A 26,745-nucleotide genomic window follows, 5' to 3' on the forward strand; every position below is an offset into this window, starting at 1 on the left:
CAGGAAGACATGCATGCGCGATTTCGGCCCGTTTTCCGGCGCAAAAGGCTTGGCGGGGGCAGTCTTGTGATCCTCGACCGCTATTTCGCCCGCCGCTTTTTACAGAGCTTTCTGGTCATCGGCGGTATTTTTCTGACCTTGATGATTCTCATCGATCTGATCGAACAGATCCGCCGATTTGACCAAGTCGACCTGTCCTTCGGCCAATTGCTGCACCTGACGCTTCTGAACACACCGGCCGCCATCAGTGAAATGCTGCCCCTGCTGGTCATTCTGTCCACCATTGCCTTGTTCGTCGGGCTGGCACGGACCTCTGAACTCGTGGTGACCCGCGCCACGGGTCGCTCGGGTATCCGCGCACTGGTCGCGCCAGCGGCTCTGGCCCTGATCATCGGTGCGCTTGCAGTGGTATTGCTGAACCCCATCGTGGCGGCCACATCCCAGGAATTCCAACGCCTGTCTGATTCCTATCGCAACAACGGCAGTTCAGCGCTTTCGATCAGCAGCGAAGGCCTTTGGCTGCGTCAGTCGGCGGAAAACGGTCAGGCTGTCATCCACGCCCGGGGCACCTCGAACGGGGATGCTCTTGGCCTGGACGGCGTGACCATCATCACCTTCGCGCGCGACGGCAAACCCACCCAGCAGATCGTCGCCGACAGGGCCGTGCTGGAAGACGAAAACTGGGTCTTGTCCCGGGCCAAGATCTGGAATTTGCAGAATGGGCAGAACCCCGAAACCAGCTCGGTGGAACATGAACGGCTGGAGTTGCCAACCTCGCTGACGCGGCAGCGGATTCTGGACACGCTGGGGCAACAGGATTCAGTGTCGGTTTTTGACCTGCCGCAACTGATCAAGGATCTGCGCGAAGCCGGGTTTTCGACCAAGCAATATGAAGTCTGGTTGCAGGTGCAACTGGCCAGGCCGTTCTTTCTGGTTTCGATGGTGCTGATCGGGGCTGCGTTCACCATGCGTCACGTTCGGTTCGGCGGTACCGGAATCGCCGTTCTGACGGCCGTACTACTTGGCTTTGCCATCTATTTCGTCCGCAATTTTGCGCAAATCCTCGGGGAAAACGGACAATTGCCCATCTATATCGCGGCCTGGGCGCCGCCCTTCGCCGCCATCCTGCTGTCCCTTGGCCTGCTTCTTCACGCGGAGGACGGCTGATGCGGAACATGATTTCCCTACTGCTGACCAGCGCAATCGCTTTGTCGGCACCGACGGTTCTGGCGGCGCAAACCACCTCGGCTGAGCCTGACCCGCAAGCTGCGCAGTCACAGGCCGAACCCGCCCTTCTGGTTGCCGACAAGGTCTTTATCACACCCGACAGAAAACTGGTGGCCGAAGGCAATGTCGAAGCCTTTCAGGGCGATACCAAGCTGTCGGCCCAACGTGTCACCTATGACCGGGAAACGGGTGAGCTGACACTGGAGGGGCCCATTCGCATTGATCAGGGGGGGCAGTCGACCCTTCTGGCCGATTCCGGACAGCTGGACAGCGGCATCCAGAACGGTCTGTTGATCGGTGCCCGAATGGTTTTCGATCAGCAGATCCAGATTGCCTCGGTTCAGGCGAAACGGGCCGCGGGTCGCTATACGCAGTTCAGCAAGGTCTCGGCCACTTCCTGCCATGTCTGCACCAACGGTAAGCCACCGCTTTGGCAGATTCGGGCCCGCAAGGTCACCCATGACCAGTTGGAACGGCAATTATACTTTGAGGGCGCGCAGCTTCGAGTGCTTGATTATCCGGTATTCTATTTCCCCTATCTGCGCTTGCCGGATCCGACATTAGAGCGCGCAACCGGCTTTCTGGTGCCATCGATCCGCAGCACCTCGCAACTGGGAACGGGGGTACAGGTTCCCTATTTCTTCAAGCTGGGGGACCACAAGGATCTGACCTTGACGCCGTATCTGTCGGCCAAGACCACGACGCTGGGATATCGGTATCGCCAGGCGTTCGTGAATGGGCGCATTCAGCTTGAAGGGGCCTATACCCGAGATGACGTCCAGCCCGATCAGGATCGCGGTTATCTGTTCGCCGGCGGTTGGTTCAACCTGAAGAATGATTTCCGGCTGACATTCGATCTGCAAACCACCTCGGACGACGCCTATCTGGTTGACTACGGGCTGCCGGATCTGGACCGTTTGCGCAGCGAGATAGCGCTGGAACGGATCAAACGAGACACCGCATTCAAAACAAGCCTGATCCATTACAAAACTCTGCGTGAAAGTGAAAATCAGGACGAAATCCCATCCCGCGTCTTCGACCTGAACTATGAAAAGCGATTCTTTCCGGGCGCGCTTGGCGGCGAGGTTCGGCTGGCTTTTATCGGCCACGCACATGAACGCACCAGCGACGCCGATATCGTTGGCCGTGACATAGCAAGGGCAACTGTTGATGCCGAATGGTTGCGAAGCTGGACATTTGCATCGGGGCTGCGCGCGGACGCGACGCTGGGCGCATCGGTGGATACGTTCAATATTCGCCATGACAGCAATTTTCCCAGCAATGTGACCCGCTCGACCCCGCGCGCGGCGTTGACGCTTCGCTATCCGATGACCCGTCGCGAAAAAACCGGCGCGGTTCAGCTTCTGGAACCGATCGCGCAGTTGGGATGGACCCATGTCTCGGACACTGATGCGCCAGATGATGAAAGCACGTTTCAGGAATTCGATCAGGGAAACCTGCTGGCCCTGTCCCGTTTCCCTGCCGAAGATCAGCGCGAAGACGGTGCCACAGGGGTCATCGGCCTGAACTGGGCGCGCTATGGTGCGGACGGACAGCAGGCGCTCGTAACGGTGGGTCAGGTGTTTCGGGCGGATGCCGACCCGAATTTCACCCTGACATCCGGGTTGCAGGGCACCACGTCCGACTTGCTGGTGGCGGGACAAGTCACCACGGCCAACGGTTGGTCGCTTGGCGGGCGCGGTCTGATCGACAGCGATTTCAGTTTCGTCAAAGCTGAATTGCGCGGGGCCTGGGCTTCTGAATTTGCCGGCCTGTCCGGAAGCTATATCTGGCAGGAACCGGATCCGGCGGAAAACATTGCGGAAGAAATTTCGGAAATCTGGCTTCTGGGCCGCTATCAGGTCGACCAGAACTGGCTTACAAATGCCGAGGCACGCTATGATCTGAACCAGTCAGAGCCAATCCGGCTTGGGCTTGGTGTAACATACCAGAATGAATGTGTTCAGGTTAACATGTCCGTAAGCAGACGCTTTACTTCAACATCCACTATTGAGCCTTCGACAGAATTCGGCTTTACCCTATCGCTGACAGGATACGCCCTTGAAGGCGGTGGTAACACATACAAGAGAAAATGCAGTTGATATCAGGTTTCTCCAGGTTTCTCCGTTCCGGTTGGCACAAACCGGTCACGCCGGCACTGGCCGCCGTTTTCCTCGCTTTATCGGCGCCGCAGGTCAGCGCCCAAAGCCTGTTCTCGCCAGCGATCCGCGTGAATCAGGACATCGTCACCTGGTACGAGCTGGAACAACGCCTGCAATTCCTGAATGTTTTGGGTTTGCCCGGCGGCAATGAGGCTGACGTCAGGGAAGCCCTGATCGAAGAAAAATTGCGCAAGCAGGCCATGCGCGAAGCGGGCGTGCAAGCTGCCCCGGAAGCCGTACAACTGGGGATCGACGAGTTCGCCTCGCGCGGGCAATTGTCCACCGAACAGTTCCTGCAACTTTTGGGTGAGGCAGGCGTCGACCCGGAAACTGTCCGTGATTATGTTGCAGATCAGCTGGCCTGGCGCGACTATATCAGCTCGCGCTACCTGTCGCAGGCCCGTCCGACCGAAGACGAGATTGATCGCGCGCTGGGACAAACCGGTGGCGGCGGCCTTCAGGTCCTGCTGTCCGAGATCATCATCCCGGTGAACCCGCAAACCGTTGCACAGACCGAGTTGCTGGCGGAAGAGATTTCGCGACTTGAAACTATCGAAGCGTTTTCAGCCGCAGCGGCGCAATATTCCGGAGCGGCCACCCGCAACGAAGGCGGACGTCTGGACTGGCTGAATATCTCCAACCTGCCTCCTGCCTTGCAACCGGTTATTCTTGGGCTCCAGAACGGTGAGATCACCGATCCCATCAGCCTGCCAAACGCCGTCGCCCTGTTTCAATTGCGCGGATTGCGCGAGGTGGCGACCGCTGCGCCGGCTATCTCCAAACTTGACTATGCGGCCTATTACCTGCCGGGCGGCCGCAGCGCCGAGACTCTGGCACAGGCTGCCGCCCTGCGGGAGGAGATCGACACCTGCGACGACTTGTACGGAATCGCCAAGGATCAACCCGTCGAAGTCCTGGACCGTATCGAAGCCAGCCCGTCAGAAGTACCACGCGATTTCGCCGTGGAACTGGCCAAGCTGGATCGCTTCGAAGTGTCAACAAACCTGACCCGCAACAACGGGCAGACGCTGGTGTTCCTGATGCTGTGCAACCGCACCCGCAACCTGGGCGAAAACACCTCGCGGGCGGATGTCGCGAATGCACTGGCGCAACAGCGGCTACAGGCCTTTGCGGCCAGCCTGGTAGAGCAGCTGCGGGCTGACGCCACCATTGTTCAGGAATGACACGCCCGATTGCGCTCAGCTGCGGTGAACCGGCCGGGATCGGCCCTGAAATCGCGGCCAAAGCATGGGCAGAGCTGCGCCAAACCTGCCCGTTTTTCTTTATCGGCGATGCCAGCCACCTGCCTGCTGGCACCCCCGTTGTGAAAATCCAAACCCCTTCGGATGCCGTTGCAGTCTGTGATCAGGCCTTGCCCGTGCTGCAACTGAACTTTCCTGCTGCGAACATGCCCGGTCAGCCAGACCCGGCCAATGCCCCATCGGTGATCGATGCCATCGAAACCGGCGTCGACTTTGTGAAAGAGGGGGCAGCGGCCGCTCTGTGCACCGCGCCCATTCACAAGAAGGCCCTGATCGACGGGGCCGGGTTTACCTATCCCGGCCATACCGAGTTTCTGGCCGCGCTGTCGGGCACCCGCCGGGTTGTCATGATGCTGGCCAGCGACCAGTTGCGGGTTGTCCCGGCAACAATCCACATTCCCCTTTCACAGGTTCCCGCCGCGCTGACGCCAGACCTGCTGCGCGAGACAATCGAAATCACCACGCGCGGTCTGCGCGACCAGTTCGGCATACAACACCCCCGCATCGCCATAACCGGCCTGAACCCCCATGCCGGCGAAGGCGGCAAAATGGGCCGCGAGGAGCTTGACTGGATCGCCCCAATGCTGGCCGATCTGAACCCGGAAGATGCGACCCTGACGGGCCCGCACCCTGCGGATACACTGTTCCATGCCGCTGCCCGCGCCCGCTATGACGCGGCGATCGCAATGTATCATGATCAGGCCCTGATCCCGATCAAGACGCTGGATTTCGACCGGGGTGTGAACGTCACCCTTGGCCTGCCCTTCATCCGCACGTCGCCAGATCACGGCACTGCACTGGATATCGCCGGGAAAGGCATCGCCAATCCAACCAGCCTGATCGAAGCTCTGAAGCTTGCCCAACGCATGGCGCAAGGCTCTTGATCCTTCATCTGGCTGAAAATATCCCCGCCAGAGGCAAAAAACTTCTGGCGCTGCCCCTGCGGCCTGCGTCACGGTAATCGGATCATGAGTGCAATCGACAATCTCCCCCCTCTGCGCGAGGTCATCGCCACACATCAACTCTCGGCGCGCAAATCCTTGGGTCAGAACTTCCTGCTGGACCTCAACCTGACCGCCAAAATCGCCCGTCAGGCTGGCGATCTTGCAGACTGTGATGTACTGGAAATCGGCCCCGGTCCTGGCGGCCTCACCCGAGGGCTCCTGTCCGAAGGCGCACGCAAGGTCGTGGCGGTGGAAAAAGATACCCGCTGCATTGCCGCCCTGAACGATATCGCCGCCGCCTATCCCGGAAGGCTGGAGGTCATCAATGGTGACGCGCTCGAGATCAACCCGCTGGAACACCTGACCCCGCCAATCCGCATCGCAGCCAACCTTCCATACAACGTCGGCACCGAACTGCTTGTGCGCTGGCTGACACCCCCTGAATGGCCCCCCTTCTGGCAGAGCCTGACGCTGATGTTCCAACGCGAAGTGGCCGAACGCATCGTGGCCCGGCCCGGTAGCAAGGCGTATGGCCGCCTCGCCATCCTTGCCCAATGGCGGGCCGAGGCGCGCATCGCCATGTCCCTTCCCCCCGGCGCCTTCACCCCTCCGCCCAAAGTCTCCAGCGCGGTGGTCCACCTGACCGCCCTGCCCGAACCGCGCTATCCTGCTGACGCCGCGACCCTGTCGCGTGTGGTGGCCTCCGCCTTCAATCAACGCCGCAAAATGCTGCGGGCCTCGCTCAAAGGCGTTGCCCCGGATATCGAGGATCGCTTGCAGGCCGCAGGTATCCAGCCCACTGAACGGGCCGAGCAGGTTCCGCTTGAAGCGTTCTGTGCCTTGGCGCGCGAAATCCAGACACCCTGATCAAAAAAAGCCCCGAGGCTTGACCTCGGGGCTTTGCGGTTTCTGATGCCGGCTTTATTCAGCCGCTTCCGGTGCGTCGCCATCCGTTTTGGGCGCATCTTCAGCCACTGGCGCCGGTTTGGGCTTGCGCGCCCGCGGCTTGCGCGCAGGCTTTTCCTTCTTTTCCGGCGCCGGGGCTTCGGCCCCCTTGCTTTCCGGTGTCTCGACCAGACCGCTTTCCGGAGCAGCGTCCGGTGCGGCGAAATCCATTACGTCCGGCTGCGGGGCTTCGGCAGGATCGGCCTGCCGGGCCGCTTCACGTTCTTGGCGCTCGGCGCGCTCACGGTCACGCTCGGCCTGGCGTTCGCGGTTCTGGCGCTCCTGCTCTTCGCGGCGCGCTTCAATCTCGCGCTGCGCCTCACTCAGCATGCGCAGATAATGTTCTGCGTGCTGCTGGAAGTTTTCCGCCGCAACGCGGTCGTTTGACAGCTGAGCGTCACGCGCCAGCTGATTGTACTTATCAATGATTTGCTGCGGCGTGCCACGCACCTTGCCTTCAGGGCCCGAGCTGTCAAATACCCGGTTTACGACGTTACCGCCGGAAGGACGATTGCGGTTGTTCTTGGCCCGCGAGCGGGATTTGGAAGATCTCATTTTACTTTACGTCAGCCTTATCAATGCGCTGTCGCTCAACCCGTGTTTTGCACTGCTCTGAGGCGTTTGCCGTGACGGGATGTCGACTTTTTTGGGCTTGGCGTCAGGGGTGCGCTGCAACAGCGTCAACCTCGCCGACTAATCCTGAGTAAACATGTCCTGACCGTGCAGACAAGAGGAATCTCGAATTTTCACACGCTTTTTTACTCGGGGCAGCGTTTTTTGGCCTCAGACAACAGTTTCAACCCGGCATCTTTGCGCCGACAACCCGGTCACGCCCGTCCAGATCGGGGATTACGCGAATATCCGCCAAACCCGCCGCATCAAACAAGGCAGACACCAGATTTGCCTGTGTCGGGCCAATTTCCACAAGTAATCGCCCGCCTGGCAACAGATAATCCGGGGCCGAGGCCGCAATCTGCCGATACGCGCCCAGCCCGTCCCCTTCATCGGTCAGCGCCATGCGCGGCTCGTGCTCCCGCACTTCGGGCGAAAGGTCCTCCATTTCGGTTACGGATATATACGGCGGGTTGGAAACAATCAGGTCAAACCGGCCTTCAATGCCTTCAAACCAGTTTGACTGCGCAATCTCGGCTCGTCCCTGCACCTGGTGGAGCACGGCATTGGCGCTGGCCTGAAGACAGGCGGCTTCACTCAGGTCGACCCCAAGACCCGAAGCGCTGGTTCGTTCCGCAAGCAGTGTGACCAGAATACAGCCAGACCCGACCCCGAGGTCCAAAACATGGTCGAAGGGTTCGCTCAGCGCCGCCTCGATCAGGGTTTCAGTCTCGGGGCGTGGATCCAGAACATCGGAGCTGACACGAAACCTGCGCCCATAGAACTCGCGTTCGCCCAGCAGATGAGACACCGGCACCCGAATGGCACGCAAAGAAACCAACTGGTCATAGCGTTCAGCGATCTCGGGCTGCAACTCTTCCGGGGCAATCAGCGTCACTCGGCTGGCCTCTATCCGTGCGGCATGGGCCAACAACAGGCGCGCATCCCGCGCCGGGTCATCCACACCAGCGGCCCTCAGACGCGCGGTTGCGGCCACCATGGCCTGCGCTGCTGTTTGCAGGCCCGTCATTGCGCCATCTCGGCCAACAACCGGGCCTGATCATCCGCCGTCAGAGCGTCAATCACTTCGTCCAGATCCCCCTGCATCACCTGATCCAGTTTATAGAGCGTCAGGTTGATCCGGTGATCCGTCATCCGCCCCTGTGGGAAATTGTAGGTGCGAATGCGTTCCGAACGATCCCCTGATCCCACCTGGCTGGCCCGGTCGGCGGAACGTTCGCTGTCGATCCGCTGCCGCTCGAGGTCATAAAGCCGCGTCTTCAGCACCTGCATGGCGATCTCGCGGTTGCGATGCTGGGACTTCTCGGAACTTGTGACCACCAAGCCCGTCGGAATATGGGTGATCCGCACCGCCGAGTCAGTGGTGTTCACGTGCTGCCCGCCCGCGCCGGAACTGCGCATCGTGTCGATACGGATGTCATTGGCGTCTATCTGGATGTCGACATCCTCGGCCTCGGGCAGTACCGCCACCGTCGCCGCCGAGGTGTGGATGCGCCCGCCGCTTTCGGTTTCGGGCACGCGCTGCACACGGTGCACGCCGGATTCGTATTTCAGCCGGGCAAAGACGTTGTCGCCCTTGATATGGGCCACCACCTCTTTGATCCCGCCCAGATCAGAAGCCTGTTCTTCGATGATCTCGAACTGCCACCCGCGGGCCTCGGCATAGCGTTGATACATACGCAACAGATCGCCCGCGAACAAAGCGGCCTCGTCCCCGCCGGTACCCGGGCGAATTTCCAGCATCGCCGGACGCGCATCCGCCGCATCCTTCGGCAGCAGCGCCAGTTGCAGCGCGTGTTCCGCCTCGGGGATGCGCGATTGCAGGTCAGGAATTTCCTCTTCGGCCAACTCCTTCATATCCGGGTCGGCCAGCATCGCCTCGGCCTCTGCCAGGTCTGCCACCAGCTGGCGCCAGGCCATGATCTGATCGACCACGGGTTTGAGGTCGGAATATTCCTTGGCCAACGCCGCAATATCGCCGCCCGATGCGCCATCCGCCATGGCTGCTTCGAGGTATTGGAAACGCTGGGTGATCTGTTCAAGACGTTCTTCGGGGATCATCCCGGCGGTGTCTATCATCCGGGGGCTTTGGTCAAGGGCCACGTCGTGCTAAGCTTGCTGTCATGAAACGGTTTTTGCTTGCCCTTTTGCTGACGTCCACGCCGGTTTACGCCGATTACGTCGGCCCTGACGGCAAGACCCGCGATTGCTATTGCACCGACACGTCCGGGTCCCGCATCGAACTGGGTGAGATGATCTGCCTGCAAGTCGACGGCCGCATGTTCACGGCACAATGCCAGATGTCCCTGAACGTGCCCATGTGGCGCGAGGTGCAGGAAGGATGTTTGTCATCCGGGTTGCAGAGCGATCCTGTTGATCACTTTGAACAGGATGAGGCGTCCTGAGCGCCGGTAGAACAGTTACATCTGCTCCAACCACCCATCAACCCGTGCCTTGTTCGCACCGAAATCCCTGCGACCGAACCGCAAACGGCCATGGATGCGCAGCGTGTCGCCGTCCTGCTGAACAGTGGTATAGTCGGGGAAACCAATCCATATCGTGCGGGTGACATAGGTGATCATGCCCTCATCGACCGAACCTGCCAAAACCGAGGTGCGCGGCGTGGCGCGGGCGATCCGATCGAGGTTCTCCAACCCTTCCGGGCCGGTTGTAACAACGCGCAGAACGCCACCCGGCAAGTCCTGATCAACCTCTGCAACCGGTGCAATATGCCATTGCGCCAGAGCTGACGGGGCCAACCGGACGTAAGCGACCAGCCCAAGCACCAGCGCGATCACTGCCCACAAAACCATCTTTTTCATCCCGCTTTGCCCTCTTGCAGAAACCCTATGCGGATCAGGCGCCGGGGCAAGCCGTTCCGGGCCGGTTTACCGCGACGTCACACCCGGCAGGATACACAGCATCTCGTAGATCAGGTTGGCTGCCGTCAGGGCCGTGTTGCCGGATGGGTCATACGGAGGTGAAACCTCGACCAGATCACACCCCACCACATTCACACCCTGCAACGCGTGGATCAGTTGCAGCGCCTGCGGCGTGGTCAGCCCGGCAATCTCTGGTGTACCCGTGCCCGGTGCAAAGGCCGGGTCCAGGCTGTCGATGTCATAGGTGACATAGACCGGATGATCCCCGATGATCTTGCGGATCTGAGAGCCGATCTGCGTCAGGTTCTGCTGCCACAACTCCCAGGCCGGGAACTGGCGGAAGCCCCAATCCCTGGCTTCGGTGAAATCCGAAGCCGCATAGCCCGATCCGCGAATGCCGATCTGAAAGGTCTTGTCGGGGACAATCAGCCCCTCTTCATAGGCGCGGCGGAAGACGGTTCCGTGGGTCTCTTTCTCGCCGAACATCTCGTCATTCACATCCGCATGGGCATCCACATGCACCAGAGCCACCGGCCCATACTTTGCCGCAATGGCCCGCAGGATCGGCAGGGTGATCGAATGATCACCCCCCATCGCCACCGGGGTCACGTTCTTTGCCAGGATCGCGTCATAGCTTTCCCTGATGATCCTCAGGCTGTCCGCAAGCGAGAAGGTGTTGATCGCCAGATCCCCGATGTCGGCGATTTGCAAGCTGTCGAACGGAGCCGCCGAGGTAGCCATGTTGTAGGGCCTTATCATCGCGCTTTCGCTGCGGATCTGTTTGGGTCCGAACCGGGTGCCCGATCGCCACGAGGTGCCGATATCCATCGGAATCCCCAAAACCGCCACATCCAGCCCCGCCAGCGAGGCTGCCTGGGACAGGCGCATAAACGTATTCGGCCCCGAAAACCGCGCCAGATCATTACCGCTGATGGGTTGGTTGAATTGTGTCATATTCTTTCTCGACAAGCCCCAGAGTATTTTGCTTTACGAACTGTTTCGAAGTTCGCGCAAATTTTCCGAAACATCATCATTAATTGGATAAGAAACACTTAATGACGTCTCAAAATCTGCGTCCGATGAAAACCGGGTGTACGTCGCACCCCAGCGCCTATCATCCCCTCGGGGATGGCTTTCCCATACGAGAAACGCATCCCAAGTGTCCAATCCGTGATTGTTGTCGGGCCTTAGTGCAGGCAATTCTCTTTCGATCAACCCGATGACACCTGTGTCCAGTGCGTGGCGTTCGCTTGCGTTCATCGGTCGCAAGGCATCAGAAACAGAGCACCCTCTATCACTATATCGAAGCATCATTATTGTTTCGGGATCAACCCAAGCCAGCCCGTCAGCCCGCTCGAGGCGCACTAGACGTTTTTCTGGAGCAACGACCTGACCGTCGGCAAATGGTACGCAGTATGTCTCAAACAAAGTCATTGCTGAATGCTCGCGAGCAGTTGGCTGATGCAGGCGATCACGCGCAAAATACCCGAGCGGCAACCCAAGGAGAACAATGCACGCCCAGATCAGAGCTTTTCGTTTAGTCATGCGAGTTTATTCCACCCCAACAGGCAGACGATCTGCGTCGCCACATGCGCCCCCGCAATCGCCGTCGCGCCGGATGTATCGAACGGCGGAGACACTTCGACCACGTCGCCGCCCTTGATGTTGATCCCCGCAATGTCGCGCAGGATGATCTGCGCCTGAATGGAACTCAAACCACCCCAGACCGGTGTCCCCGTACCCGGTGCAAAGGCCGGGTCCAGACCGTCGATATCAAAGCTTAGGTAGACCGGGCTGTCGCCCAGAATGCCCTTGATCTTCTGCGCCACGGCGGCGGGGCCGGATTCGTAGACCTCGCGCGCGTCGATGATGTTGACGCCCAGCGTGTCCTCGTTGGTGGTGCGGATCCCCACCTGAACCGAACGTTTCGGATCCACGATCCCCGACTTCACCGCCTTGTAGAACATGGTGCCGTGGTCCACCCGGCTCATGTCGTCATCGGCCCAGGTGTCGGTATGGGCATCGAACTGCAACAGCGACATCGGCCCGTATTTCTCGGCATAGGCCTTGAGGATCGGAAAGCTGATATAGTGGTCGCCCCCCAGCGCGACCGAGGCCACATCCGCCGTCAGAATGGTGCGGATATGGTCGGTCAGCGTGTCGGGAAAGGCGGGAATGTTGGCATAGTCATAGGCCATATCGCCGTAGTCGATGATAGCCAGCTCGCTGAGCGCATCGAAGGGCCAGCCATAAGGTGCATCGGGCGATTGCAGCGCGCTGGCCTCGCGGATTGCACGCGGGCCAAGGCGGGTGCCCGGGCGGTTGGTCACCGCCTGATCAAACGGCACGCCGGTCACGGCGATGTCGACGCCGGTCAGGTTCTTGGTATACAGCCGCCGCAGAAACGAGGTCGCCCCGCCAAAAGTGTTTTCATAGGACAGGCCTTTGAGATCCGGGTTGGTGAATGCCTCGTCCACCTGGTTTTTTGCGTCTTCCAGTGCCATTTCGCTCCCCCATCAGCCCAACGGCTGCGCCTTTTCCACGATCCGTGCGAAGAACGATGCCCCCACCGGCGCGATATCATCATTGAAGTTGTATTTCGGATGATGCAGCCCGGCACCATCACCCTGCCCAAGGAACAGATAAGCCCCTGGTCGCGACTGAAGCATGTACGAAAAATCCTCGGCCCCCATGTCGCGCCCCATTGTGTCGATCACCCGTTCAGCCCCCGACACTTCGCGCGCGACGGCCGCGGCAAAGGCTGCCTTTTCAGCATCGTTGATCGTCGCCGGGTATCCCACCTGATATTCAAGCCGTGCCTCGACACCGTAAGACGCGGCCTGCCCCTGAACGATCTGCTCCATCCGCTCCATCACCATTTTCTGCACATAAGGATCGAATGTACGAACCGTGCCGTTCAGATAGGCGGTGTCCGGGATCACGTTGTTCACCGTTCCGGCGTGGATCTGAGTGACCGAAACAACCAGGTCTTCCACTGCATAGTGGTTGCGGCTGACGATGGTCTGGATCGCCTGTGCAATGCCGCAGGCCGCCATGACCGGGTCGCGGGTCTGATGCGGCATGGCGCCATGGCCGCCGACGCCTTGGATATGAATATCGAACGTATCGACCGCCGCCATGATCGGCCCCGGCGTTGTATGGAACGTACCTTCCGGGTTTCCCGGATCGTTGTGTATTCCATAGACCTCAGAGATATCGAACCGCTCCATGATGCCTTCTTCGACCATGACACCCGCACCGCCACCTTCTTCCTCGGCCGGTTGAAAGATCAGGGCCACACGGCCGCGGAAATTTCGCGTCTCGGCCAGATACCGCGCCGCGCCCAGCAGCATTGTGGTGTGCCCGTCATGCCCGCAGGCATGCATCTTTCCGGGATTCTTCGATGCATAGTCGACGCCTGTTTCTTCGGTGATCGGCAATGCATCCATATCGGCGCGCAGGCCAATGGTCGGGCCGTCGCCCTGCCCGTTGATGATCGCGACCATCCCGGTTTTTGCGATCCCTTCATGCAATTCATCAACCCCGAATTCACGCAGACGCTCGGCCACAAACGCGGCAGTCTCAAAGCACTCGAACTCCAACTCGGGTATCGTGTGCAGATATTGGCGCCATCTGGTCATATCGGCAGAGAAATCGGCAATTCGGTTGACGACGGGCATCTGGGGTGGACTCCTGATCGGGACTGCGGGATGGATGCATCTGACACCGGAATGAAAGGGTTCGCAATGGCCGATAATCCTCTGATCCATGACAGTGACGCAGGGATCGAACGCCTGCTGGAAATCATGCGCCGCCTGCGTGATCCGCAAACCGGCTGCCCGTGGGATATCGAACAGGATTTCGCCACCATCGCGCCCTATACGATCGAAGAGGCCTATGAGGTCGCCGACGCCATCGAGCGTGAGGCCTGGGACGAGCTGAAGGGAGAGCTGGGCGATCTGCTGTTCCAATCCGTCTTCCACGCTCAAATGGCGGAAGAAGCGGGATATTTCACCTTTCAGGACGTGGTTCGCACCATGTCCGACAAGATGGTGGCCCGGCATCCGCATGTCTTCGGTGACGAATCCCGCGACAAATCCGCCGAACAGCAGACCAAGGACTGGGAAGTCATCAAGGCCGCCGAACGTGCGGGCAAGGAACAGAAAGGCGCGCTGGACGGGGTGGCCGCCAACCTGCCAGCCCTGCTGCGGGCGCATAAGCTGCAAAAACGGGCCGCGCGCGTAGGGTTCGACTGGCCCGACGCCAGCCACGTACTGGCCAAGATCACCGAAGAAGCCGCCGAACTGGAAGAGGCGCGTGACAAGATGGACGCGGATGCGCTTGAGGATGAATTCGGCGATCTGCTGTTCGTGATGGTCAATCTGGGTCGTCATCTTGGCATCGAACCGGAGGCCGCGTTGCGCCGCACCAATGCCAAGTTCACCCGTCGCTTTGAACAGGTCGAGACCCGGCTGGCCGAACGGGGAAAGACCCCCTCGCAAAGCGATCTGGCCGAGATGGATGCGCTGTGGGACGAGGTCAAAACCGAAGAGCATCGCGCCAACGGCAAACTCCCGCCGGTTGAAGTCATGGCCGCACCCAGAAACGGGTAGACAAGGCACCCGACACTTGCGAGTGTCCCACCTTCACGACCACCGGAGACGCCCATGCCCCCTCGCAAGATCATCATCGACACCGATCCCGGACAGGACGATGCCGTCGCCATCCTGCTGGCGCTGGCCAGCCCGGAGGACATCGAGGTTCTTGGCATCACGGCGGTCGCAGGCAACGTGCCCCTGGAATTGACCGCCAAGAACGCTCGGATCGTGTGCGAACTGGCGGGCCGGACCGACATACCTGTTTATGCGGGCTGCGACAGACCGTTGAACCGCCCGCTGGTCACGGCCGAGCATGTGCATGGCAAGACAGGTCTGGATGGCCCGGACCTGCCTGATCCGCAGATGCCGCTGACCAAAGGGCATGCGGTGGATTTCATCATCGACACCCTGCGCGCTGAAGAACCGGGCACGGTAACCCTTTGCCCGCTGGGGCCACTAACAAATATCGCGACCGCGTTCAGCAAGGCTCCGGACATTGTGGACCGGGTACAGGAAATCGTTCTGATGGGCGGAGCGTATTTCGAGGTCGGCAACATCACCCCGACAGCTGAGTTTAACATTCACGTCGATCCAGAAGCTGCTGATATCGTTTTCAAATCCGGCAGACCAATCGTGGTCATGTCGCTGGATGTCACGCACAAGGCGCTGGTCACCAAACCCCGCAATGATGCGTTCCGTGCGCTGGGAAACAAAGTCGGAATCGCCGTCGCCGAGATGACCGATTTCTTCGAAAGGTTCGACAAGGAAAAATACGGCAGCGCAGGTGCGCCTTTGCACGACCCTTGCGTGACCGCCTATCTGATCCGGCCCGAGCTGTTTTCGGGCCGTCATGTGAATGTCGAGATTGAAACCCAGTCCGAGCTGACAATGGGCATGACGGTCGCCGATTGGTGGGGCGTAACCGACCGCGCGCCCAATGCGCTGTTCATGGGGGAAATCGACGCCGACGGCTTCTTCAGTCTTTTGACGGAAAGGCTGGCCAGATTATGAGCGCCGCCCTGCGCCTGGCGCGCCCCGAGGACCTGGATCGTCTGATGGCACTGGTCACCGCCTTCCATACCGAGGCCGGATTGACGCAAGACCCGGACCAGACCCGAAACGCTCTGACACCCCTGCTCGAGGGTATTCCCCATGGCTGTGTCTATCTGATCGGCCCCGGACGCGCGCCGTTGGGCTACATCATCCTGACCTTCGGCTGGTCCGTCGAATTCGGCGGCATGGACGGTTTCGTGGACGAAATCTATATCCGGCCCGCTGTTCGCGGCCGCGGCATCGCAACCGAAGTTCTACTGGCGCTGCCCAAAGCTTTGTCCGAAGCGGGGCTGACTGCCCTTCATCTGGAAGTCGACCGGCACAACGAGGCCGCTCAGAAGATCTATCTGCGCACCGGGTTCAAACCACGCGACAGATATATGCTGATGAGCAAGTCGCTTTAACGAGACTCGCCGCGGAAGATATTGGCCGGGTTCATGTCCTGTACCGGGTCATTCGACGAAACTTCTTCTCCGGTTATCGGATACGTTCCCGGACCCGCGCAGGCAGACAATACTGTGATGGACGCTGTGACGATTATCAGAAGGAATTTGGATACAGACATCGTGGTCTCCTTTCTGCAATGAAGAAAGACTACGGCATTTGGAGTGAACGTGATAAGTAACAAGTTCACACATAAGAATAATTAAGCCACTTAAATATTATCAAATTTCCACGTCTAAGACGACCATGCCCCTGAGAATTTTATCTTTTTTCTGGCACGCCAATGTCTTCTTCAAAAAGCGGCATCTCGAAAAAAAGCAGGTGATCGCGTGCGATTTCAGGAGTTTCGTAATAGGCGTCGCGCAGGTGAAAGCCCAAAGACAGGTATAACCGAGTCGCCACTTCCAGGGGTTTGCCGGTGTCCATTCGAATATAGTCGAACCCAAGATCTCGGCACATTTCGATCAGCGAAAGCATGATGGCACAGCCTGCGCCGGTCCCCCTTGCTGCGTCGGTTACAAATACGCGTTTGATTTCAGCCACACCGGGCTCGTAGGTGTGAAACATGCCGCAGCCGACCGGTTCCCCATGCAGCAATGCCAGTTTGATCCCACCGTTCGGCGGTGCGTGTTCCGCGTCAATGTTGTCCATTACACGGGCGTATTTTTCGCTTGGGTAGAAAGCCTGCACAATCTGGGCGGTTCTTTCATCCAGTGCCAGCAGGAAATCCCTGTAATCCCAACACAAACGCCGAACCGCTTCAAACTGGTCCGGCGTTTCCGGTTCGATGATGTTCAGCACAATGCGACCCCCGGATTAAACCCGGGTGTCAGCCTAGCACCAAGTGCGTTATTTGCGAAGGATCGACGCGCCTGCGTATTCGGCCACTTCCCCCAGCGACTCCTCGATGCGGATCAGCTGGTTGTATTTCGCCAACCGGTCCGATCGCGCCAATGAGCCGGTTTTGATCTGACCACAATTCGTCGCCACGGCCAGATCGGCAATGGTCGCGTCCTCGGTCTCGCCCGAACGGTGCGACATCACGTTGGTGTACCGCGCGCGGTGCGCCATATCGACGGCGCGCAGGGTTTCGGTCAGCGAACCGATCTGGTTCACCTTGACCAGCATTGAGTTCGCGCAGCCACGTTCGATCCCTTCGGCCAGACGTTCCGGGTTGGTCACGAACAGGTCATCACCAACCAGTTGCACCTTGTCGCCGATGGCATCGGTCAGGGCCTTCCAGCCATCCCAGTCATCTTCAGACATGCCATCTTCGATCGAGATGATCGGATAGTCATTGACCAGAGCAGCCAGATAGGCTGCGTTTTCCTCGGATGTCAGGGTGATCCCCTCGCCCGCCAGAACGTATTTGCCGTCTTTGAAATACTCGGTCGCCGCGCAATCCAAGGCCAGGTGGATTTCTTCGCCCGGCTTGTAGCCCGCCTTTTCGATGGATTTCAGGATGAAATCCAGCGCCTCACGTGTGCTGGCAATGTTGGGGGCAAAACCGCCCTCGTCGCCCACGCCCGTGGCCAGACCCGCGGAAGACAGTTCTTTCTTCAGTGTATGGAACACCTCGGACCCCATGCGCACCGCTTCGCGAATGTTCGCGGCGGCGGTCGGCATGATCATGAATTCCTGAATGTCGATCGGGTTGTCGGCATGTTCGCCACCATTGATAATGTTCATCATCGGAACCGGCAGAACCCGCGCCGAGGTGCCGCCCACATAGCGATAGAGCGGCTGGGTGGTGAAATCCGCCGCCGCCTTCGCCGTGGCCAGCGAGACACCCAGGATAGCGTTCGCACCCAGACGGCCTTTGTTCTCGGTGCCGTCCAGCTCGATCATGGCCTGGTCAATGGCCACCTGCTCGGTCGCGTCAAAGCCCACCAGTTCTTCGGCAATCTCGCCGTTCACGGCGGCGACGGCTTCCAGAACGCCTTTGCCCATATAGCGCGCCTTGTCGCCATCGCGTTTTTCAACCGCCTCATAGGCACCGGTGGACGCGCCCGAGGGTACGGCAGCGCGACCCATGGTGCCGTCTTCCAGAATCACGTCAACTTCGACTGTCGGATTGCCCCGGCTGTCCAGAATTTCGCGTGCGTGGATGTCGATGATGGTGCTCATGAAGCCTGTCCCTGTGACTGCGGTCGGTTGCACGCGTCATAGCAGCAACCGGCCAAAAGTAAACCGGTTCCGTTAACGCTAACACGTATATTCCCGGACATTTAGGGCTAACAATTCGCTGTTTGCGCCAACAGGGTCAGGCAGGTGCCAATTCCCGCGCCAGACGCCGTTCGCGGACAAAGGTATAAAGACCCGAGCCGATGATCAGGGTCGCCCCCGCCATTGTCAGCGCATCAGGGCGTTCACCGAACATCAGCATTCCAGCAAGGATCGAGAACACAAGGCGCGTGTACCGGAACGGCATCAGGGCCGAGGCTTCGCCCACCCTCATCGCAGTGACAATGCCGTAATAGCCCAGCACGCCAAATCCGATCGCCCCCGCATAAGGGCCCGTTTGACCGGCTTGAACCGGCACGAAGGATGCCCCGGACATGACCATCAGAACCAGGCCGGCCACAGCCACCGCAATATAGGCCTGCATCGCAACGACGGATGAGGGCACGCGTGGGTCCAGCTTGCGGGTGATCAGATCGCGCGCCGCAATGGCGACCACGGACAACACCACAAACAGGGATTCCGGCCGAAAGCCCTCCATCCCCGGACGGATGATCATCAGAACACCGACAAAGCCGACACCGATCGCGCTCCAGCGACGCCAGCCGACCTGCTCTCCAAGGAACAGGGCCGCACCCATGGTGACGACCAGCGGCATGGCCTGAAACACGGCCGCAACGGTGGACAGGTCGATCAGCGACAACGCCGTCACGAACGCCACCGCGCCAAAGCCTTCGGTCGCAGCGCGGATCAATGGCAGGGCTTTCCATGCCACGGGGTCAAAGATCCGCTTTCGGGTGACCACTGACATCGCGGCAAACACGAGCCCGCAAAACACGCCCAGAAACACCATGATCTGCCCTGTCGGCACAGAGCCGGACAGGAGCTTGATGAACATGTCCTCAAGTGCAAAGGCCGCCATCGACCCGATAAGCAGCAGGATGCCGTTTACGTTGTTCATTTGCGCGTCCGTTGGAAAGGGCACATCTGGTGCCTGTAGATGCACAACAACCTCAACCAACGGCATCTGGCAAGACAATTCCCGTCACGCCTGATGAATTAACGTGAGGCGATCAATCGCGTTTCGTGATGGGTCAGTCCTTTTCCAGCGGGACGCCGTACAGCTCCAACCGGTGCCCTTTCAGCTTATACCCAAGCTTGGCAGCGATTCTTTCCTGTAGGGCTTCGATCTCGGGGTCGACGAATTCGATAACCTCTCCTGACTGCATGTCGATCAGGTGGTCGTGGTGATCGCGCTCGGCGTCCTCGTACCGGGCCCGTCCGTCGCCGAACTCAAGACGTTCCAGAATACCAGCCTCTTCGAACAGTTTGACCGTGCGATAGACCGTTGCAATGGAAATGCCTTTGTCCGCAGCAGACGCCCGCGCATAGAGTTCCTCGACATCCGGGTGGTCATCGCTCTGTTCCAGTACCTGCGCGATGACCCTTCTTTGACCGGTCATGCGCAGCCCTTTGGCTTCACAACGCCCAATAATCGTTTCCGACATGATGCCCCTCAGACTTGCTCGGGTGTCTGTCTTAATATGTCTGCGCAGGTTTCGCTACAGGGATTTCACCTTTTGCGACCTTCTGATCTGGCGCGCGTCAGATCGGCCCAGACGGGCAGGTGATCAGATGCGATATGCGCGGGACGTGTGTCGTGAACACCGTGCGCCACGGCCTGTATTCCGCTGCCCAGCGCGATCCGATCCAGCGCGCCCAGGGGCTGCGCGGCGGGAAAACTTGGTCTGGGAGGCAGAAACCGCATTTCGGGGACCAGGTGATCCAGTACTGGCTGACGTGACCACTCGTTGAAGTCACCGGCCCAAACAGTCGGCATCTGGTCCATGTCCCAGTCGTTCCGCCGAATGTGCAAAATCTGCTGTCGCCGCGACGCTGGCAACAGTCCAAGATGCATACCCATCACGCGCAATGGCCCGATATGGGTGTCGAACTCGACACGCACCGCCCCGCGCGGCTCCAGCCCCGGCAACTCGTGATGCCCTTTTCGGCGGACCGAGATACCCTCTCCGCGCCAGATCACCGCGTTGCCGTGCCAGCCCAGACTTCCCGCGCCGCCCAGATCTACGATCTGCCATCCCGCCTCGTCCAACATAAAATGCGGCAGCGCGGCCGGACGGGGCGGCAGGCGCTTGTCGGCCTCCTGCAACACCACGATATCCGCTTTCATGTTTTCGATGACTTGCAGAATACGTTGGGGTTGGCGCCGGAAATCCAACCCGACGCATTTCTGAATGTTGTAGCTTGCGATACGCAGCGTGGAGGAAGTTGGCATGAGGGCGTGACCAAATGAATTGCCCTAAAGTGCCATGCCTGACGTGAGGCGCAACCCCTCTGCTTGGTTTCCTGCTGCGACAATTCCGATACGGCATCCGCCCCCAGCAATCTGCCTGCTATTTCGGCGATTGAAACCTGGCTGATATCAAAGCGAAGGTTCCGCTTGATCCCCGGCCCTGCAACGCTCTATCCCGATGCGGTGACGACAACGCATCGCAGCCAAAGCGGGGCCCGCATGAGCCTGAGCCAGACCCAACCCGACAACAGCACCCGGGCCAGTATCGTTTTGGTGACAGGCGGCGCGCTATGGGGCCTTTATTGGATTCCGGTGCGGTTTTTCTTTGATCAGGGCCTGACCGGCCCCTGGTCAGGGATCGCGATGTACTGCGCGGCCCTGATTGCGTTGCTCCCCTTCGTCTGGTCCGACAGGCGCATGCGGGCCCGGCAATGGCGCGATTTGATGCTCAGCGGAATGTTCACAGGGGCTGCATTCGGCCTGTATTCGATCAGCCTTGTCTACACCGACGTCGTCCGCTCGATCCTGTTGTTCTATCTCACCCCGATCTGGGGCACGATTCTGGGCGTCGTATTTCTGAAAGAACGCCTGAGCCTGATGCGCCTTGCGGGTCTGATCTGCGGGCTTGGCGGGCTGTTTGTCGTGCTCGGAGGCGCCGGGTTCGTGCCATGGCCGCAGAACTTGGGTGACTGGCTGGCACTGGCATCGGGCATATGCTGGGCATTGGGTACACTGGGCCTGTACAAGGCTGGCAGCATGACCATCTCGGGTCAGGTCTTTGCCTTTGTGATTGGCGCGTTGTTGCTGTCGCTTGTCAGCCTGCTGATGCTTGGGGGCCAAACCCTGCCGAACATCACAGGCGAAGAGTCGATCCGCATAGCGGGATATGCAATGCTGTCCACCTTTTATGTCCTGCCCATGATCTACATGACCATCTGGCCAGCAACAAAGCTGTCCCCCGCAAAGGTCGGCCTGCTGCTGATGAGCGAGGTTGTCGTTGGCATCGCTTCAGCCGCCGCCCTGTCAGGAGAACCATTTGGCCTGCGTGAGTTACTGGGCGCCACCCTGATCGTCAGCGCCGCGGTGTTGGAAATCCTGCGGAAATAGATGCAGGCCTCGCGTCACGTCCCGCAGAATGTTGCATGGACCACCTCATTTTCGGCCGGAGGACGCCTCAGGTCTTCCGCATCCCCCTGATCCTCGTACGGTCGCGCCAACACAGCGTTCAGCCGGTCGAAGGGCGCGTAATCACCCTGCACCGCCGACTGGATCATCTGTTCGATCCGGTGATTGCGCGGAATGAATGCGGGGTTTGCGGCGGTCATCACCTCCAGTGGCGCCGCTTCGTGCGCCAACCGTGCACGCCAGTCTTTTTCCCAAGCGTCAAACGCTGCCGGGTCAAGGAACTGATCCCGCGCCGTGCCACCGCCCAGCGCCCGGAAGGTATTGGTGAAATCCGCCTGCCCCCCGGCCATGCGCTTCAGAAGGTCGGTGATCAGTTCCTGATCGCCCTCGTCCGCGGTTGCCAGTCCGATCTTTGCCCGGAACCGGGACAACCAGTTCTGTTGCAGCAGGTCCGGCATCGCGTGGACGATCTCGGTCGCCTCTTCCACGGCGGCCTCTTTGTCGTCCATCTGCTGGATCAAGGCCGTTGCCAACTGCGCGAGGTTCCACACCGCGATATCAGGCTGGTTCGAATAGGCATAACGACCCATCCGGTCAATCGAGCTGTAGACGGTGTTGGGGTGATACGTGTCCATGAACGCACATGGGCCGTAGTCAATGGTCTCACCCGCGATCGAGCAGTTATCGGTATTCATCACCCCATGGATGAACCCCACGCTCATCCATCGTGCAATCAAACCGGCCTGCGCATCGCGCACCGAACGTAACAGGCCCATCGGCCCATCTGCCTTTGGGTAATGCCGCGCAATGGCATAGTCCGTCAGGCGCTTCAGGCTGTCCATCTGCCCACGCGCTGCAAAAACCTGAAAGGTCCCCACCCGCAGATGACTGGATGCAACCCGGGTCAGAACAGCTCCGGGCATCGGAGCTTCACGAAAGACGGTCTCGCCGGTTTCCACGGCTGCCAAGGCGCGTGTGGTCGGAATGCCCAGGGCATGCATCGCCTCGGACACCACATATTCCCGCAGCACCGGCCCCAGCCAGGCCCGGCCATCGCCCCGGCGGGAAAACGGCGTAGGACCCGAACCTTTCAGCTGGATGTCCCGGCGCACCCCGTCCGTTCCAACCGTCTCGCCCAGCAACACCGCACGTCCGTCGCCCAGCTGCGGGTTGTACTGCCCGAACTGATGCCCGGAATAAAGCTGTGCGATGGGCTCAGCACCTTCGGGAACACTGTTTCCCGCAAAGGCTTCGGCCATGTCCTCGACGTCTCCGGGCGAAATCCGCAGCAACCTGGCCAGATCATCGTTGAACGCAATCATCCTTGGCGCGCGCACGGGAACCGGTGACTGCCGTGCAAAGAACGCATCCGGCAGGCGGGCATAAGAGTTATCGAAGGGGATTTTCAGGGTCATGCCGTAAACATATCCCTCGGACGCATGAATACCATAGCGGATCACACCGGCCCGTGCATAATCGCACCCAAACACGAGGAACCACATGACCGCACAAGAGATTATCGACCGCCTGAACCTGCAATGCCATCCCGAAGGTGGTTGGTATGCCGAGACATGGCGCGCCGAAAACGAAGGTCGCCCCACCGGCACCTGCATCTACTTCCTGTTGCAGAAAGGCGAAAGCAGCCACTGGCACCGTGTCGATGCGACCGAGATCTGGCTGTACCATGCCGGCGCGCCGCTTGTCCTGTCGCTCAGCGCAACCGACCAAGGCCCCGCCACCGAACATGTGCTGACACACGACCTTTCCGCTGGCGCACCACAATTGATCGTCCCGGAAGGCCATTGGCAAGCCGCCCGCAGCACGGGTGATTACACGCTGGTCAGTTGCACAGTCTCGCCCGGCTTCCAATTTGAAGGATTTGAATTGGCCCCCCCGGGCTTTGATATCCCAAAGGCGTAAGCCGACGTTCAACGATCTCGGAAAAGGAGAGTTTACAGACGGTTGCCCATTGATCATTCTGTACACGCAGCCACAGGCGACGGAGTAACGAGTGAGTATGAAGCAGGTCCTGCTGACTGTCTTGTTCTTGTGTCAAAGCGCAGCATTCGCCAGCGCAGAGCCCGCTTGCGCCGAGGCCCGTCTTGCATCCGATCTGACTGCGCCAGAACTGAACGGGGAAGAAACGGCTGAAGATGCTGACCCGATCGTGACAGCCGAACCTGCGGTGCTGGTTTCCAGGCGTCCTGCCCTGCGACCCTGCAAGTTTCGGAAATTCGAAGTGGGCCGTGAACGAATGCAGGAACGGGGCGCCGTGTGCGGCGACTGGACCATTCTGGGTGAAACTCGCAAGCCCGTCGCCGGAAAGGCCCGCGGATGCGGGATCACGAACCCGGTTCGGGTTTACAAAATATCAGATATCGCTCTCAGCCAGTTCTCATTGATGGACTGCCAGACAGCGGTCACGCTGAAAACGTGGATCGAAAACACGGCCAAGCCAGCCTTTGCCGAAATGGGCGGCGGGCTGAAGGGGATGCGGATCGTTGGCCACTATGCCTGCAAGACCCAGAACAACCAGCCGCGCTCACGCATTTCGGAACACGCGCGCGGAAAGGCGATCGACATATCGACCTTCGTTCTACAGGACGGAACACAGATCACGGTCCGGGACGGATGGAACAACGCGCAAGGCGCTGTTTTGAGAGAGTTGCACGAAGGCGCCTGCGGCATATTCGGAACCGTGCTTGGCCCGGACGCCGACCGCTATCACGTCGGGCATTTCCATTTTGACACGGCCCGCCGCAAGGGCGCTCCGGTGTGTCGATGAACCTTCGGGTAGCGCCTCTATTTGTCGCTTCGGCTTTTGATCAACAAATTGATCAGCGGTACCAGCAGCGTCGCTGCCGATCCCAAAGGGTTCGATCCAATGCTCTTGACCGCCTGCACGACCTCTTTGGCCTCTGCCGTCATCTCCTCCAATTCGTCTTCAATATCCGCTATGGCCATATCGCGCACCTCGACGGCCGGTGCGACTTCGTCGTCGATATTTCGGCGTCTTGCAATCAGCACAATAAGCCCGGCGAAAACGATGTTTCCAAAGGCCAACAGCGCCGCCGCCGATGCTGGTGACATCGCGCTCTGAAGCGCCAAGAAAAAAGAGACATTCAAAAGCACCACCGCCGACAATGCCGCGATGCCCGCGATGCCCATCAGTATGGTCTGTTGCTGAACCACCCCAAGACGGCGGCGTGCAATCAAACGTTCGGTCCGATAGATCGTAACCAGGTTCTTGCTCAGTCTGCTCATAATCCGCCTCCTAGCCCTGCGCGCGCCCGACGACGTACCCCAGCGAAAACGCAATCAGCAACGCCGTGATCGGATAGTCTTTCTGAAGCCGACCGAACTCCTCGACAACGTCATGTCCCAAGGACTGAACCTGGCTCAGGTCGATCCCGTGGTCTTCCAGCAGCTGCCGGATTTCATCCGACGATTTGGTGCCCTCAGGCGGATCTTCCGAACCCGATTCCTTTTCGGCCTGCGCCTCCAACGTCGCATTCCGCTTCCGCAACTTCTCCAACTCGGCCTCGAGCTCTGCCTTGGTCGCCATACTGCCATGCCCCTGATCCATCGGTCCGGGCAATCGTCGCACAAAGAGTTGTTTTTTTGAACTGTTTTCCGGATCGGGTTATCCGACCGGGTCCATCGACACCGTACTGACGACCCCGCCACCGACAAGCGCCTTGACGCCGGTAGTTCCGGGACAAGAGGTCGGCAGCCCCCGCGCGACACGCACCGCCAGATAGGCAAACGCCTGCGCCTCAAGCATGTCGCCGTCCAGCCCCACCGCCTCAACCGGTTCGACCGGGCAATCCAGCGACACGCGCAACATCTCCATCAACACCGGGTTGCGTCTGCCGCCCCCGGTGACCAACACACAAGACGGAGGTTTCGGACAATGCTCCATCCCCTGCACCACAGCTGCGGCGCACATACCGGTCAGGGTCGCCACCGCGTCAGCGTCATCCAGTTCCTTGACCAAACCGATCATTTCCGAAAAATCGTTCCGGTCCAGAGATTTCGGCGGCATGCGAGAAAAATACGGCTCGGCCAGAAACAGCTCCAGCGCGCCCATTTCCACCGTTCCATCGCGCGCAAGCGCCCCGTCGCGGTCCATTGGAAGCCCCAGCCGGGCCTGCATCAGATCATCGACCGGCGCATTGGCCGGGCCTGTATCAAAGGCCAGCAACGCACCGGGCGCTTCGGGGCCCTCGAACGCCGGGTCCACATAGGTCAGGTTGCCGACCCCGCCCAGGTTCAGGAAACACAGCGGCCGGTCCGCGCCGAACCATTTGGCACAGGCGAAATGAAAGAATGGCGCAAGCGGAGCCCCCTCGCCCCCCATCGCCACATCGTCGCTGCGGAAATCCCAGACCACCGGGCGCCCGAGGGCCTGTGCCAGCCCCAGCCCATCACCGACCTGCAATGTCCCGCGCCCGCGCGGCTCATGCGCCAGCGTCTGTCCGTGAAAGCCGATCAGATCCACATCCTCGAACTCGGACAGTGCTTCGGCATGGGCGATTGTCACCATCTCTGCCGCCGCATCGACCTGGGGTCCATGCCACTGGCCCAGCGCGGCGCGCAACACATCGCGTTCCGCATCCGAATACGCGCGGTATCCGCTTTGCCCAAACCCGTAAATCAAATGCCCGTCGGTTTCCACCACCGCGGCATCAACCCCGTCCATCGAAGTGCCGGACATTGCGCCCAAAGCCCGGAGCTTTCCGTGTTTCGCGATGGTCTGGCCCAAGCCTGCCTCCTGAATTGGCTGTGTCATTCGCCGCCTCCGGGTCCGGGATTTCACCTTTGGGTTGCAGCCCGGTCAACGTGCCTTCTGTTGGGGCGCAAAGGCAAGCGTTCCGGACCGGCCCGGCAATTTTTTTCTCAGCGCGCGTGTCTGGATCGACACCCTCGACCACACCCCGCGCCCGAGGTGAAAAGGTGGCTTTTCCTCCCACGC

At 59.9% G+C, this 26,745-nt stretch carries 30 protein-coding genes; 12 read left to right on the plus strand and 18 right to left on the minus strand.

Annotation, left to right across the window (positions count from 1 at the left end; all coding sequences use genetic code 11):
* The first annotated feature begins 66 nt into the window (after positions 1 to 66).
* The 5 genes from lptG to rsmA all read left to right on the plus strand — a co-directional run bounded on the left by lptG (position 67) and on the right by rsmA (position 6,462).
* Positions 67 to 1,167: an LPS export ABC transporter permease LptG gene (gene lptG, locus ACR0I0_RS04580; protein ID WP_480490757.1), complete on the plus strand. Its 1,101-nt coding sequence runs from the start codon at positions 67 to 69 to the stop codon at positions 1,165 to 1,167.
* Entirely contained in the window at positions 1,167 to 3,329 is a 2,163-nt protein-coding gene (locus ACR0I0_RS04585) for an LPS-assembly protein LptD (protein ID WP_171723137.1), read from the plus strand. Before lptG ends, ACR0I0_RS04585 begins: the two co-directional genes overlap by 1 nt.
* Positions 3,320 to 4,573 (plus strand): peptidylprolyl isomerase, encoded by a 1,254-nt coding sequence (locus tag ACR0I0_RS04590; RefSeq protein ID WP_480490359.1) that lies wholly within the window; start codon positions 3,320 to 3,322, stop codon positions 4,571 to 4,573. Before ACR0I0_RS04585 ends, ACR0I0_RS04590 begins: the two co-directional genes overlap by 10 nt.
* Complete coding sequence (pdxA, locus tag ACR0I0_RS04595; protein ID WP_480490361.1) at positions 4,570 to 5,535, plus strand: 4-hydroxythreonine-4-phosphate dehydrogenase PdxA; 966 nt, start codon at positions 4,570 to 4,572, stop codon at positions 5,533 to 5,535. Before ACR0I0_RS04590 ends, pdxA begins: the two co-directional genes overlap by 4 nt.
* An 84-nt stretch (positions 5,536 to 5,619) precedes the next feature.
* Positions 5,620 to 6,462 carry a 16S rRNA (adenine(1518)-N(6)/adenine(1519)-N(6))-dimethyltransferase RsmA gene (gene rsmA, locus ACR0I0_RS04600; protein ID WP_480490363.1) on the plus strand — a complete coding sequence of 281 codons (843 nt, stop codon included), beginning with the start codon at positions 5,620 to 5,622 and terminating at the stop codon, positions 6,460 to 6,462.
* A 54-nt stretch (positions 6,463 to 6,516) separates the two neighbouring features.
* On the opposite strand, the gene ACR0I0_RS04605 is transcribed toward rsmA, so the two are convergent.
* The 3 genes from ACR0I0_RS04605 to prfA form a co-directional block, all read right to left on the minus strand.
* Positions 6,517 to 7,095: a DUF4167 domain-containing protein gene (locus ACR0I0_RS04605; RefSeq protein ID WP_171631977.1), complete on the minus strand. Its 579-nt coding sequence runs from the start codon at positions 7,093 to 7,095 to the stop codon at positions 6,517 to 6,519.
* A gap of 241 nt (positions 7,096 to 7,336) precedes the next feature.
* Entirely contained in the window at positions 7,337 to 8,182 is an 846-nt protein-coding gene (prmC, locus tag ACR0I0_RS04610; protein WP_171631975.1) for a peptide chain release factor N(5)-glutamine methyltransferase, read from the minus strand.
* Positions 8,179 to 9,234 (minus strand): peptide chain release factor 1, encoded by a 1,056-nt coding sequence (gene prfA / locus ACR0I0_RS04615; RefSeq protein ID WP_210092800.1) that lies wholly within the window; start codon positions 9,232 to 9,234, stop codon positions 8,179 to 8,181. Before prfA ends, prmC begins: the two co-directional genes overlap by 4 nt.
* A 62-nt stretch (positions 9,235 to 9,296) precedes the next feature.
* Here prfA and ACR0I0_RS04620 point away from each other — a divergent pair, with 62 nt between their 5' ends.
* The gene (locus tag ACR0I0_RS04620) at positions 9,297 to 9,578 is read left to right on the plus strand and encodes a hypothetical protein (RefSeq protein ID WP_209832879.1); all 282 of its coding nucleotides are present in this window, start codon (positions 9,297 to 9,299) and stop codon (positions 9,576 to 9,578) included.
* A 15-nt stretch (positions 9,579 to 9,593) separates the two neighbouring features.
* Here ACR0I0_RS04620 and ACR0I0_RS04625 read toward each other — a convergent pair whose 3' ends face one another.
* From ACR0I0_RS04625 to ACR0I0_RS04645, 5 genes are all read right to left on the minus strand, one after another.
* Positions 9,594 to 9,986, minus strand: a complete 393-nt coding sequence (locus tag ACR0I0_RS04625; RefSeq protein WP_480490365.1) for a DUF1499 domain-containing protein — start codon at positions 9,984 to 9,986, stop codon at positions 9,594 to 9,596.
* Between the two features lie 75 nt (positions 9,987 to 10,061).
* Positions 10,062 to 11,009 (minus strand): agmatinase, encoded by a 948-nt coding sequence (gene speB, locus ACR0I0_RS04630; protein WP_171631958.1) that lies wholly within the window; start codon positions 11,007 to 11,009, stop codon positions 10,062 to 10,064.
* 33 nt (positions 11,010 to 11,042) lie between these two features.
* Positions 11,043 to 11,600, minus strand: coding sequence for a hypothetical protein (locus ACR0I0_RS04635; RefSeq protein WP_480490367.1), 558 nt, complete (start codon positions 11,598 to 11,600; stop codon positions 11,043 to 11,045).
* A complete protein-coding gene (speB, locus tag ACR0I0_RS04640; RefSeq protein ID WP_171723130.1) occupies positions 11,597 to 12,559 on the minus strand; it encodes an agmatinase in 963 nt (320 codons plus the stop codon). The genes ACR0I0_RS04635 and speB (ACR0I0_RS04640) overlap by 4 nt, the downstream gene beginning before the upstream one ends.
* Positions 12,560 to 12,571: 12 nt before the next feature.
* A complete protein-coding gene (locus ACR0I0_RS04645) occupies positions 12,572 to 13,735 on the minus strand; it encodes a M20 aminoacylase family protein (protein WP_171723129.1) in 1,164 nt (387 codons plus the stop codon).
* A gap of 66 nt (positions 13,736 to 13,801) precedes the next feature.
* On the opposite strand from ACR0I0_RS04645, the gene mazG reads away from it, so the two are divergent.
* The 3 genes from mazG to ACR0I0_RS04660 are packed head-to-tail and all read left to right on the plus strand — an operon-like array spanning position 13,802 to position 16,110.
* Positions 13,802 to 14,668 carry a nucleoside triphosphate pyrophosphohydrolase gene (gene mazG / locus ACR0I0_RS04650; protein WP_480490369.1) on the plus strand — a complete coding sequence of 289 codons (867 nt, stop codon included), beginning with the start codon at positions 13,802 to 13,804 and terminating at the stop codon, positions 14,666 to 14,668.
* 54 nt (positions 14,669 to 14,722) lie between these two features.
* A complete protein-coding gene (locus tag ACR0I0_RS04655; RefSeq protein ID WP_480490371.1) occupies positions 14,723 to 15,664 on the plus strand; it encodes a nucleoside hydrolase in 942 nt (313 codons plus the stop codon).
* A complete protein-coding gene (locus ACR0I0_RS04660; RefSeq protein WP_171631942.1) occupies positions 15,661 to 16,110 on the plus strand; it encodes a GNAT family N-acetyltransferase in 450 nt (149 codons plus the stop codon). The genes ACR0I0_RS04655 and ACR0I0_RS04660 overlap by 4 nt, the downstream gene beginning before the upstream one ends.
* On the opposite strand, the gene ACR0I0_RS04665 is transcribed toward ACR0I0_RS04660, so the two are convergent.
* The 6 genes from ACR0I0_RS04665 to ACR0I0_RS04690 all read right to left on the minus strand — a co-directional run bounded on the left by ACR0I0_RS04665 (position 16,107) and on the right by ACR0I0_RS04690 (position 20,627).
* A complete protein-coding gene (locus tag ACR0I0_RS04665) occupies positions 16,107 to 16,271 on the minus strand; it encodes a hypothetical protein (RefSeq protein ID WP_171631940.1) in 165 nt (54 codons plus the stop codon). The two genes, ACR0I0_RS04660 and ACR0I0_RS04665, sit on opposite strands and share 4 nt — an antisense overlap.
* Before the next feature lie 140 nt (positions 16,272 to 16,411).
* Entirely contained in the window at positions 16,412 to 16,951 is a 540-nt protein-coding gene (locus ACR0I0_RS04670; RefSeq protein ID WP_171631937.1) for a GNAT family N-acetyltransferase, read from the minus strand.
* 48 nt (positions 16,952 to 16,999) lie between these two features.
* Positions 17,000 to 18,277 carry a phosphopyruvate hydratase gene (gene eno, locus ACR0I0_RS04675; RefSeq protein WP_171723125.1) on the minus strand — a complete coding sequence of 426 codons (1,278 nt, stop codon included), beginning with the start codon at positions 18,275 to 18,277 and terminating at the stop codon, positions 17,000 to 17,002.
* Between the two features lie 136 nt (positions 18,278 to 18,413).
* Complete coding sequence (locus tag ACR0I0_RS04680; protein WP_171723124.1) at positions 18,414 to 19,292, minus strand: DMT family transporter; 879 nt, start codon at positions 19,290 to 19,292, stop codon at positions 18,414 to 18,416.
* A gap of 133 nt (positions 19,293 to 19,425) precedes the next feature.
* Positions 19,426 to 19,839 (minus strand): Fur family transcriptional regulator, encoded by a 414-nt coding sequence (locus ACR0I0_RS04685; protein ID WP_171631929.1) that lies wholly within the window; start codon positions 19,837 to 19,839, stop codon positions 19,426 to 19,428.
* Between the two features lie 65 nt (positions 19,840 to 19,904).
* Complete coding sequence (locus ACR0I0_RS04690) at positions 19,905 to 20,627, minus strand: endonuclease/exonuclease/phosphatase family protein (protein WP_152458217.1); 723 nt, start codon at positions 20,625 to 20,627, stop codon at positions 19,905 to 19,907.
* Positions 20,628 to 20,792: 165 nt separating this feature from the next.
* Here ACR0I0_RS04690 and ACR0I0_RS04695 point away from each other — a divergent pair, with 165 nt between their 5' ends.
* Complete coding sequence (locus ACR0I0_RS04695) at positions 20,793 to 21,752, plus strand: DMT family transporter (RefSeq protein WP_480490375.1); 960 nt, start codon at positions 20,793 to 20,795, stop codon at positions 21,750 to 21,752.
* Positions 21,753 to 21,766: 14 nt separating this feature from the next.
* Here the strand turns inward: ACR0I0_RS04695 and ACR0I0_RS04700 are convergent, their stop codons facing one another.
* Positions 21,767 to 23,185, minus strand: a complete 1,419-nt coding sequence (locus ACR0I0_RS04700) for a protein adenylyltransferase SelO (protein ID WP_480490759.1) — start codon at positions 23,183 to 23,185, stop codon at positions 21,767 to 21,769.
* Between the two features lie 85 nt (positions 23,186 to 23,270).
* Here ACR0I0_RS04700 and ACR0I0_RS04705 point away from each other — a divergent pair, with 85 nt between their 5' ends.
* Entirely contained in the window at positions 23,271 to 23,690 is a 420-nt protein-coding gene (locus tag ACR0I0_RS04705; RefSeq protein WP_480490377.1) for a cupin domain-containing protein, read from the plus strand.
* 97 nt (positions 23,691 to 23,787) lie between these two features.
* Positions 23,788 to 24,555: an extensin-like domain-containing protein gene (locus ACR0I0_RS04710; protein ID WP_480488157.1), complete on the plus strand. Its 768-nt coding sequence runs from the start codon at positions 23,788 to 23,790 to the stop codon at positions 24,553 to 24,555.
* Positions 24,556 to 24,572: 17 nt separating this feature from the next.
* Here the strand turns inward: ACR0I0_RS04710 and ACR0I0_RS04715 are convergent, their stop codons facing one another.
* From ACR0I0_RS04715 to ACR0I0_RS04725, 3 genes are all read right to left on the minus strand, one after another.
* Positions 24,573 to 25,034, minus strand: a complete 462-nt coding sequence (locus tag ACR0I0_RS04715; RefSeq protein WP_171723120.1) for a hypothetical protein — start codon at positions 25,032 to 25,034, stop codon at positions 24,573 to 24,575.
* Between the two features lie 10 nt (positions 25,035 to 25,044).
* Positions 25,045 to 25,335, minus strand: a complete 291-nt coding sequence (locus ACR0I0_RS04720; protein ID WP_480490379.1) for a hypothetical protein — start codon at positions 25,333 to 25,335, stop codon at positions 25,045 to 25,047.
* A gap of 78 nt (positions 25,336 to 25,413) precedes the next feature.
* The gene (locus ACR0I0_RS04725; protein WP_209832863.1) at positions 25,414 to 26,562 is read right to left on the minus strand and encodes an anhydro-N-acetylmuramic acid kinase; all 1,149 of its coding nucleotides are present in this window, start codon (positions 26,560 to 26,562) and stop codon (positions 25,414 to 25,416) included.
* Positions 26,563 to 26,745 lie beyond the last annotated feature (183 nt).

This window comes from Ruegeria sp. AG6 (assembly GCF_056541565.1).